A 9,179-nucleotide genomic window follows, 5' to 3' on the forward strand; every position below is an offset into this window, starting at 1 on the left:
TCACAAATATTTTTTGAATGTGCTGACATACATGGATAGGGAAGCTGCTACCAGCACAGTGAAGATCAGCACCATGTACGCCGGGTTGAATCCTCCGAAAGGCCACGCCAAGTAAATCCCGAAGCCGCCTGATATCGACCAAACAGTGGCCTTTTTCGCCCTGTGGTAGACAAAGCTCGACTCGCGGCCGCCGCCCCATCGACGCAGGTCGCGGCGCACCAGGCCATCGACGATTCCCAGCAAGCAGGCGAGCAAGAACGAGGGCAACGCGAATACCACAACGAACAGCCGCATCGCCGTGTCCATAGCGATGTACATCGCCACCATGAAAACCTTGGCGAGTTCCCGTTTGAGCAACACCGAGGTCTTGCCTAGACTGTCGGCTGAGCGTGGTAACGGCCTCAAACTGTCTTCGTAATATTTCAACGTCCCCAGCGCGATGAAGGGGCGGGACACGATTTCGATGACCTTGTGTTCGAACGCCAAGGTATCTTCGATCAGGACCGACCGAGGATACTCGGCGATGAACCGAAGATTTTCCTCGACGAGCCCCCGAGCGTGATCGATCCCCTTGTCAGCCCATAGCCACGAGGTCTGCATGCCACCGTAGGCAATCATGACCCCTATCACCCAAGCAAAAATCGTTGCCAGCGCGCCGCCGAAGACGATCTCAATGACAATGCCGACCGGCCCTCTGCTTACCGGCCCAACAGGCCCGCTAGCGGTCTTGGCGTTTGCTGCGCGGGCTGTCATGCCTGATCTCCTTCACCGTTACTTTGTGTATCGCAAGGCGCAGCCATGCCGGTAGACTCGGAAGCGCCGACATCGCGCAGCGATGCCAGCGCAGGCTGCTCTGCGTTAGGCTCAGGATTTTCCTGCCCGGGTCCCATCTGAGCATCGAGTTCCGTGGGCACGTAAATGGGAGTCGCGATCGGAAGCGTCACGTCCGCGTCGACAAACCAGTCATTTTCCTTCCACCATTGTTCTGAAGTGCGATAGCGGCTTCGCATATCTTCACAGACGGCTCTCAGCGAAGCGGGAATATACGTATCGTCAGTCGGATCGGCCAATGGAATCCGCAGCTTGTAGAGGCGGTTACCTTCGAGAAGCGCAAATGCCTGGCCGGTGGGCAGCTGCATGATGTCGGCGACATCGATTAGCGGCACCTCCTTGGTCGCCACCCGGTCCTGGTTGTTCGAGATGAAATCGATGCCGTCACCCTCTGCTGCCTTGTCGGTAACGCCGGATACCAGCGTGAGGGTGGCTACTTCCACTTTCGGTACCTGGTCGGCGATGAATTTGGCGCTGTCGAGGTCTTTGGTGCGCAAGGTAATGACGTGGTTGAAGTTCCCCAGCAGCTGCTTTGCCTTGGCGGCGTCTTTCAACTTTGCCTGCAGGTCCGAAACGGTCTGTGTGTAGGCGGTCACACGCATGCCGGCGCCGCCCATTCGATTCACCATCGGAATGAACTCGTCGCCAAGGATTGCTTCGACCTCATCGAAATGGCCGCAAATGTGCGGAAGCAGGATCTTGCCGTCAGCTCTGTCCGGATCGATGCCATGCTTGTAGATCTTGCCGCCAATCGAGACGAGATCCGCGAGCATCGAATTGCCAACGGCGCCCGCGATGACAGGATCGGATAGCGCGTCGAGGCCAGCATAGACGATGCCGCCCTGCCGGATCACCTGCATCCAGTCGAAGATCGGCCGCGGATCTTCCATGTTGAAATAGTCGGGGCTGATCAACTTACCGATAGCGCCCGTCGTGAGTTTCTCCAGAAACGGGCCGAGCGAGGCAATGATCTTTTCAAAGAACGATTTCTCGTAACTGACTGCTGTGGAAAGCCCATCGAGTATCGGATCTTCGTTCTTCTGTTGGAACTTTCTGGCCACGATAATCGTCGCCGCGAGGATCGGCTGGCGGTCCTGGAGCGAGCGCGGAACAGGAATTTTCTTCCTCGCTATTTCGGTTGCACAATTGGCGACTACATTTTCCCAACCACTGATGCGACCTGCCTTTTCTGCGCGGTCTAACGACAGTTTGGCGTACGCAATGAAGAGCGGCTCGATGTCAGTGATGTTGCGCAGGATGCCGTTGTAGGTGGGAACCTGGCCCAGTGCCACTTGCGCTTGCGCCACCAAGTTGGTGAACCGCCAAGAGAATTCTTTGAACGCGGCCGAGTTTCCACTGGATGGCAGTCCGTTGGTCGTCCGGGTGGCGATCTCGGTGATCCTCGCAAAGTTGCCAATCCCATTGTAGCGTGCCGAAAAATCCGGATAGCCGAGGTGGAACAGGTACAGATGATCGAGCCTTCCAGCCCTTGATGCCTCAGCGTATACACGCATCATCAATTCGGCATCCCCTTTGGGATCGATGATTATGACAACATAATGGTCATGGATGTCCTGAGTAGCCAGCAATTCGAGCAGGCGCGTCTTGCCGACGCGCGTCGTCCCCTTGACCAGCAAGTGGCCCGTTCGCGCCGACTGACGCAGTATTACCGGTTTCTCGTTCGGCTCCACGCCATGCAACACGCTTGAGCCGCCGAGATCGATCAGCGGGCGTACAGGATTCCATGGCACATCGCTCCTCGTGAGCGTCGCAAGCTTCTGGAGCATTGATGGGGAGCTACGACTGTCGCTGGCAGAGAACACCCAGCGCTCGTATCGTCGCACGGCTTGATCGAGCAACAGGCGCTTGCGAGACAGGTTGACGAATGGCTCTGCTTCCGGGCGGTTCGCGTCGAGTTTGCGCTGGGTGTGCTTCTGGGTCCACAGAAACCCTTCGCCCAGGTACAACATATCTTTGCTACGCGCGATACGGTGCAACCGCGTGTGTGTGATCTTGTAGTGCTTCAACCCGTACTGATACTTACCGACACTTCGCGCCTGCTGAAATCTCACTGCAGCAAAGCCGAGCGCGATAGCGCCGGTTGCATAGCCCAGCCTTGCTGGCAGCATCAAGGCCCAAGGCGCGCACAATGCCAAGATGCCGCACGCTGCCGCCACAGCCGCGCTTTGATACTCGACCTTGGGGCGGAGCAAAGGCTCCAGCACGTACGATTGGTTGCTCATCGTCCGCTCCCGATGTCCCGGCCAGCTGGAACCTGCCCACCCAGGTCCTGCAACACTTCGCCATGCTCTAGGAGCAGCAGCGGGTAGCGGTTAATGCCGTTTGCCTGCAATAGTCGCGTCAGATGTGGCGCTGGATGCGGCACCATCGGAAGCGAACTGGCGCGGCGCAATGATTTGAATGCGGAAACATCTTCCACAGATATCACAATTCCAGCAGCACCATAACTCAACAGCGCAGCATGGTTTTCGGTGAGCCATTGTGACGAGACCGGATCATTCCCCACGATAAAGATGGGCCGCGTGAGCCATTCTGGCATGTCGATGGCGTGATGAATGTCCTCGAGCTTTCCGGGTGACATTCCGTTGGCACGCACGGGAAAAGAGACGAGAGGTGTCTCAGTGTCACTTCCCGAACTGTCAAGGACGTGTATCAGGTACTGGATGGAACTCACTGTGCGCCCAGTATCAGCTAGTACCTGTGGACCGGCAATCGCAGTTCCGAAACAGGCAGAGACGACGGCGAGCATTGCCTTGCAGGGGAGCCGAGCCATCATAGCTCCCCCCAGTTAGATGGGATTCGACCAAGATGCCGGAATACCGAAGTGGCATAAGGATCTCCAATGGCTGGATCGGCGTTATGGTAGTTAGCTACGGCGCGAAACCAGTTTCCGGTCTTTTTGAAATGATTCTGGAGCAGTTCTGCCCCCACTTCCATATTGAGATAGGGGTCCAGCGCACGGGCCGGGTTACGAAGCTTGATGTGATGGTACCGCCAGCATATTTGGAGCAGGCCAATATCGACGAGCAAGATCCCCATCCGTAAGCACTCGACCAGGGCAGCGACAGCGGCACGGTAGCTGTCGAATCGCTTCGGCACGCCCTGAATGTTGAGTGTCCACGGATAAGGCAGGGCGTTTTTTCCGAAACGCATTTGTGACTCCTGCAGCGCAACGGCATACAGCACAGCAGCAGGAACACGCTTTATCTTGGCCACGTGCTGGTATCCAAGCGGTATCGGAGCAGGACGTGGCCATCGTCCTTCGGCGATGGCGTTGCTGGCGTACGCGCTGCACAAGATAGGAGCGAAACCCAACGCCAAGAAGTTTCGCCGGGTGATCATTGTGCCCCCCCGCCGCCACGCCGGATTGGCCGTGTGCCATGACGCGGTAGATTTGCGGCATCAGTCGTACCCGTGGACATGTCGGCGGCTTGCAAGCCCGAAAAGTCGATAACCTTCTCATTCGGATACAGGCGTTGAATCGCGATTTGGTAGGCCGTTGCCCAGGCCAGTACACGTTCGGTGTCCTCATGCATAGCCTTGGCGAACATTTCTGCATATTTGCGCCGTTCGGCGTCGCTGCGGGCGTGGATCCCCAGCGCTTCGACCGGTGATAGGTTCGGCACGGAGAAGCTAGCACGTGGTCCCTTGAGCAGCAGTTTTGCACGCTCAAGCTCGTCAGCGGTGAGCCCCCAAACTTGCCGTGCGATCTGGTCCGAGGCCTGTGTTGCAGTCGCTTGCGCCTCCATTTGGGCTATGGCTGTCGACTGTTGTGAGCGCGCAGTGATGGTCGTGTTCGACGATGTTTGGGCACTCACATTTGCGCCCATCAACAGGAACAAGAAAATAACGGGTTTCATAGCTGTCTCGCCGAAGCTCATTCTTCTCTGTTCAACACGACATCGCCACGTTCTGTCGCCAGAATTGCGCGTTGGCTTCCTACATCGGCTCGCTTGACAGTTACCCGTCCTTGCTTTTCACCCTCGTTCAAAAATGTCACTTCCGTACCGTCGCCGCGCTTGCGGCCCACCACCACGGAGGGTTTGTCGCCCCACAGGTCGATGGACAGCAATTGGGGCGCGTCGGGATCAGCGTTTGAACGGGTCGGCATGGTACGCGTTGGCGCTGCGGCCTCACTGGTTTTGACCGGCCGCTTTGGTACGTGGGTCAACTTTGCTACTTGCTCCTTCAAATCGACGATGCCTTGCTCAAGGCTGGCGAGCGCGTCGGCATTGTGTTGCAAGGCTTCGAGAATCTCCCTCGATCCAACATGCTCGACCGGATTGGCCTGCTGGTTTTGCGCACCATCGCTTTCGGGAACTTGTCGTGACACAACGGTCTCGGCCGAGGTCGAATTTGTCACAGTTTGCACAGCGTGCGCAGCGGGCGCCATGGTTGTCGCGGTTGCGGCACTTGCCGGCGCGCTGGGATTCGCAACCTTCATGGGTACTGGCACCACTTGAGCACTGGCGACAGGATCGGGAAGCTTTGGCGGCACTTGTGGTGCGCGTCCGTTCATCGCGAGTTGCACTGCCACTATGGCGCAGCACGCCGCAGCAGCCCACAACAGCAGCTTCCTTGACCGAACTTTCGCAGGTGCTTCCGGAGCGGCAGGACTGCCCACAGGGACCGTTGGTCCCGCAGTAGTAGAAGTTGTGTTTGGCTGGATCATGGTATGTCCTCTTCCAGAGTCGTCTATATGTGGCAATAAATGGACTAGTCGGCAGCGCCACCGGACGCTACTGCCGCATCTGATTTGTTGCGCTGCTCGGATGTTCCTGGTGCTCTGACAGCGGCATCGGTTGGCACCGCCGGATGAAAAGAAATACGCCTGCTGGCGTGATCGGTGCTTAAATCAAAAGCGGGGCCTATCAGGATTTTTAGCATTGTGTCCACGCGGTAAGGTCCCAGCGTCCGTTGTGAGTCCGGCAGCCGCTTGGCGAGCAGTGCAACAACCTGTGGATCCAGCTGGCTTTCTTCGACTAAGTCATATCCGGCGCGGATGAGGAGATAACGGATCGCCTCACCGACAGTCTTGGTATTCATCCTGGGGAAATTAACTTGAGCAACGATCCGCGTCGGGTCAATGTCGGCTGCACCAGGCTGCAGCGATATCGCCGTGTATCGATTCACCAATGCTTCACCTTCACCGGACCGCCCTGCAATCTTGCCAGGCAGCAGGCTTTCAGCATTGGCGGTGGCTGATATCGTCGACGTATCGGCCAGAACGTTCCCTGCCGTAAGAAACAGCGCGATAAGAACGGGATTGAGAAAGCCCAGCCGCTGATGCATATACGTCTCCTGAGAGAAACAGCAGTTTGTTCGCGCGCATCAAACATAGGGTGCTGCCCATGCATCAAACGCCCAGTCCTACAGAGTTCCCCTGTGCTGACCGGGTATCTGATCGTCGCAGCATAGGAAATATCGCCAGTACCGTCCCCGACAAATCGGTCCCAGGTTGTGCCGTTAAATAGTTGGCACGGTGCGCTGAATGTGATAGACGCACCGCTGATATAGCCTGACGCCGGAGGGCGCCAGGTTTGTATTTCCACGCGAGGCAAGACCGAATATCTTGGACTGCCATGGCGCCATCGGATGCCACACCTCTATGTGTTAGGGCACCCCGAAAAACCACCCAAGCTCTGGCATGATGTAAGCGAGCTGATTCTGACTTTATTACTATGATCAAAACTAGCCTAATTGTCGACCAGGAATGCGAAGCGAAGCTGAACAAGCTTGGCGACGCGCTGCGGGGAGGGAACAACATGTCGCTTTCGCGGTGCTGGCCGCAGCGGTCGACCGTGCATTGCCACGCCCCAGCCGTGAACGCAGTGGCCGCGCACCATTTCCCACCGAGTTGCTGGTGCCAGTGCTGCTGATTCAGCAGTTGTTCGATTTGAGCGATGAGCAAATGGAGTTCCAACTGCCTGACCGCCTGAGTTTCCAGCGCTGTGTGGCACTGTGCAGCAGCAGCCAGATTCCCGACTGGACCACGATCTGAACGTTCAAGGAACGCCTGATCCAGGCTGGCGCCAGCGAAACCTTTTTTACGCGGTCATCTGGCGCGCTGCGGCCAGATCATTGACGCGTCACTATTGCAGACGCCGGTTCAGAGCAACAAGTGCGAGGAGGCTGACACGGTCAACGAAGGAATATGCCGAATGGTTATACGGCCCTCAAGCGTGCGCAAAAAGACGTCGACCCAAAATGGACCAAGAAGCTCGGCAAGGGCCATTTCAGCTACAAGTTGTACGCGAATATCGACAAGCGGCATAAACTCGTGCGCAAAGTCATCATCACCCATGGTGCCGTCGCTGACACCACGGTGTTTGAGGACCTGCTTGATCCGAGTAATACCAGTCCCGACCTATATGCCGACCGCGGTTACCCTAGTACCGAGCAAGACGCGACTCTGACAGGGGCGGGCGGGCGCGTCCACATCCAGCGCAAAGGTAGCGCCACCAAGCCGATCTCGCAAACGCAAAAGCAGCACAACATGCGTATCGCCACACCACGCGCCCGCGTCAAGCACGTCTTCGGCGCCATGCGCCACATGGGAGGAAAACTGGTGCGCTGCATGCGGATAGTGCGCGCCACCTTCGCGTTGAACCTCAAAACTGCCAGCTACAACTTGCAGCGACTCGTGTATTTGAAAAAACGAGATCTACCGGCATTCTGAAACACGGAACCAAGGGTCCTAATGGGGCGCCGGCTGCCCTGTGAAGCTTGGCGCTGCAGCCAACCGACTGATCGCACGCACTGAAAACAGCAGCAAATTGGACGCGCATCATGCCGCGGTCCCGACGGCGTGCCTAGTTGTCAAGACCCGTCTGGTTATAAACACGCTTAACAAATAAATCCGGCTTCTTTGCCTGCCATTCTTTGAGCGCCTGGATGGGAGTTTGATGATTTAAGGCGCGCTGCGGAATGTTGTGGTTGTAGAGTTTTAAATAGCTTTGCAGCGTCGATGCGAGTTCTGCCGCAGACCCGAATCGCGTCTGGCCGACGATCTCGCTGATGCGCCCGTTGAAGCGTTCAACCATGCCGTTCGTTTGTGGATGGCGTGGCGGAATCAGCCGATGCTCAATGCCAAACTGCTTGCAGAGGCGATCAAAGACATGGTGGCCACTGGGTTCCTTCTTTCGGCTCTGGCTGGTGAAACGATCCGTGAACTGGCTGCCGTTATCGGTGAGCAGTTTGACGATCTTGACGGGGCAGGCCTGCTTCACTTTGTTCAGGAAATCGACGCTGCTACAGTCACTTTGGTCGGCGTAGATTGCCATGTAGACCCACCGTGTGGCGCGGTCAATGGCGACGAACAGATAACGCCGCTGTTGCTCGTCGGGCATCTGTGGCAAGTACTTGATATCTATATGTAAAAAGCCGGGCTCGTAATCCTTGAAGGTTTTCTTGGTGACCGTTCCGGCAGGCAGTTCCGGTACCAAGTCACGCGGATCGGACACGCTATGTCGGCGCAAGCAGCGTCCCAGGCCAGCACGTGATACGGCCGGATTGATGAATTCGCGGGTAATGCTCAGCAGGTCATCGGTGGGCAACAGCAGCGTGCGGCGCAACTCCACGACGATGAGTTCCTGGGCGGGCGTCAGCGTGGTGTACATCGTTTTGGGACGATGCGAAACATCATCGACGCTGTCCCTGTCCTGCCACTTGCGAATGGTCTGGCGACTGACGTTGTACAACCTGGCCAACTCGGCCTGGGACAACGTAGAGTTCTTGATTTCTTCGCGGATCAGGTGAGTTGTCCGGGCGCGGCTATGCAGGGCTTGAGTCATGAGAAGGCTGCTGATTGAGGTTGTCCAACAGTGTACGCAAAACGTGTCTGGCTTTGAATAGCGGCCAGCTACGGTGGGGTACATAATCACACGACTCTAGACACCTAGTTACTACAAAGTTCAATTATTTGAGATGGCGCCCGCTTTAAATTTCAAATTTACTACCATCAAATTTTGAAAAATCATTATCTATAATTATAGAAACTTTTTTCGTATCAAAATCAATCATCGCCTCAAAAAAAATTATTGGCTCCGCCCCCTCTCTACTAATAACAATCGATTTCTTCCCGGTAATGGGATCTAGTTCAACAACTACTTTCTCCCCTCGAATTTTCTCCCATTTTTGGTTTTCCTTAAGAGGCGAAAAAGGAACAAGCGAATAGCGAACTATCCACTTTTTTAAGTTATTTTTAAATCCAGAAACGGAAGCGCCTTCTTTAAACCAAGTAGGTACCTCACCATCTGGATGTATCTCCAAAAAAGCATCTCTCGTCAAAATTACTGCGTCTTCAAATTTCATTTTTTCAACCATAA

General features: G+C 56.0%; 11 protein-coding genes. 2 read left to right on the forward strand and 9 right to left on the reverse strand.

Annotation, left to right across the window (positions count from 1 at the left end; genetic code table 11):
* From ACQ4W7_RS24210 to pilL2, 7 genes are all read right to left on the reverse strand, one after another.
* Complete coding sequence (locus ACQ4W7_RS24210; protein WP_436533884.1) at window positions 1–753, reverse strand: TIGR03747 family integrating conjugative element membrane protein; 753 nt, start codon at window positions 751–753, stop codon at window positions 1–3.
* Window positions 750–3,074 (reverse strand): type IV conjugative transfer system coupling protein TraD, encoded by a 2,325-nt coding sequence (traD, locus tag ACQ4W7_RS24215; RefSeq protein WP_436533886.1) that lies wholly within the window; start codon window positions 3,072–3,074, stop codon window positions 750–752. Before traD ends, ACQ4W7_RS24210 begins: the two co-directional genes overlap by 4 nt.
* Window positions 3,071–3,601: a PFL_4695 family integrating conjugative element protein gene (locus ACQ4W7_RS24220; protein ID WP_436533889.1), complete on the reverse strand. Its 531-nt coding sequence runs from the start codon at window positions 3,599–3,601 to the stop codon at window positions 3,071–3,073. Before ACQ4W7_RS24220 ends, traD begins: the two co-directional genes overlap by 4 nt.
* 23 nt (window positions 3,602–3,624) lie before the next feature.
* On the reverse strand, window positions 3,625–4,068 hold the full coding sequence (locus tag ACQ4W7_RS24225; RefSeq protein ID WP_436533891.1) for a transglycosylase SLT domain-containing protein: 444 nt from the start codon (window positions 4,066–4,068) through the stop codon (window positions 3,625–3,627).
* Between the two features lie 122 nt (window positions 4,069–4,190).
* On the reverse strand, window positions 4,191–4,733 hold the full coding sequence (locus ACQ4W7_RS24230) for an integrating conjugative element protein (protein WP_436533893.1): 543 nt from the start codon (window positions 4,731–4,733) through the stop codon (window positions 4,191–4,193).
* Window positions 4,730–5,524, reverse strand: a complete 795-nt coding sequence (locus ACQ4W7_RS24235) for a hypothetical protein (protein WP_436533895.1) — start codon at window positions 5,522–5,524, stop codon at window positions 4,730–4,732. The genes ACQ4W7_RS24230 and ACQ4W7_RS24235 overlap by 4 nt, the downstream gene beginning before the upstream one ends.
* Window positions 5,525–5,568: 44 nt before the next feature.
* Window positions 5,569–6,144, reverse strand: a complete 576-nt coding sequence (gene pilL2, locus ACQ4W7_RS24240; RefSeq protein WP_436533896.1) for a PFGI-1 class ICE element type IV pilus protein PilL2 — start codon at window positions 6,142–6,144, stop codon at window positions 5,569–5,571.
* A gap of 421 nt (window positions 6,145–6,565) precedes the next feature.
* Here pilL2 and ACQ4W7_RS24245 point away from each other — a divergent pair, with 421 nt between their 5' ends.
* Window positions 6,566–6,853: a transposase gene (locus ACQ4W7_RS24245; protein WP_436533898.1), complete on the forward strand. Its 288-nt coding sequence runs from the start codon at window positions 6,566–6,568 to the stop codon at window positions 6,851–6,853.
* Between the two features lie 153 nt (window positions 6,854–7,006).
* Entirely contained in the window at window positions 7,007–7,531 is a 525-nt protein-coding gene (locus ACQ4W7_RS24250; RefSeq protein WP_436533899.1) for a transposase, read from the forward strand.
* A gap of 133 nt (window positions 7,532–7,664) precedes the next feature.
* Here the strand turns inward: ACQ4W7_RS24250 and ACQ4W7_RS24255 are convergent, their stop codons facing one another.
* On the reverse strand, window positions 7,665–8,645 hold the full coding sequence (locus tag ACQ4W7_RS24255) for an IS481 family transposase (RefSeq protein ID WP_436533901.1): 981 nt from the start codon (window positions 8,643–8,645) through the stop codon (window positions 7,665–7,667).
* 145 nt (window positions 8,646–8,790) lie between these two features.
* The gene (locus ACQ4W7_RS24260) at window positions 8,791–9,165 is read right to left on the reverse strand and encodes a hypothetical protein (protein ID WP_436533903.1); all 375 of its coding nucleotides are present in this window, start codon (window positions 9,163–9,165) and stop codon (window positions 8,791–8,793) included.
* Between the last annotated feature and the right edge of the window lie 14 nt (window positions 9,166–9,179).

Origin of the sequence: Janthinobacterium algoris, from assembly GCF_051380935.1 — a bacterium.
Taxonomy (GTDB): domain Bacteria; phylum Pseudomonadota; class Gammaproteobacteria; order Burkholderiales; family Burkholderiaceae_D; genus Janthinobacterium.

Excerpts from the sequence above, each read along its gene's own strand:
- pilL2 (WP_436533896.1), bottom strand. The coding sequence starts at position 6,144 with ATGCATCAGCGGCTGGGCTTTCTCAATCCCGTTCTTATCGCGCTGTTT.
- ACQ4W7_RS24220 (WP_436533889.1), bottom strand. The coding sequence starts at position 3,601 with ATGCTCGCCGTCGTCTCTGCCTGTTTCGGAACTGCGATTGCCGGTCCA.
- ACQ4W7_RS24235 (WP_436533895.1), bottom strand. The coding sequence starts at position 5,524 with ATGATCCAGCCAAACACAACTTCTACTACTGCGGGACCAACGGTCCCT.
- traD (WP_436533886.1), bottom strand. The coding sequence starts at position 3,074 with ATGAGCAACCAATCGTACGTGCTGGAGCCTTTGCTCCGCCCCAAGGTC.
- ACQ4W7_RS24210 (WP_436533884.1), bottom strand. The coding sequence starts at position 753 with ATGACAGCCCGCGCAGCAAACGCCAAGACCGCTAGCGGGCCTGTTGGG.
- ACQ4W7_RS24255 (WP_436533901.1), bottom strand. The coding sequence starts at position 8,645 with ATGACTCAAGCCCTGCATAGCCGCGCCCGGACAACTCACCTGATCCGC.
- ACQ4W7_RS24230 (WP_436533893.1), bottom strand. The coding sequence starts at position 4,733 with ATGAGCTTCGGCGAGACAGCTATGAAACCCGTTATTTTCTTGTTCCTG.
- ACQ4W7_RS24245 (WP_436533898.1), top strand. The coding sequence starts at position 6,566 with ATGCGAAGCGAAGCTGAACAAGCTTGGCGACGCGCTGCGGGGAGGGAA.
- ACQ4W7_RS24260 (WP_436533903.1), bottom strand. The coding sequence starts at position 9,165 with ATGAAATTTGAAGACGCAGTAATTTTGACGAGAGATGCTTTTTTGGAG.
- ACQ4W7_RS24250 (WP_436533899.1), top strand. The coding sequence starts at position 7,007 with ATGCCGAATGGTTATACGGCCCTCAAGCGTGCGCAAAAAGACGTCGAC.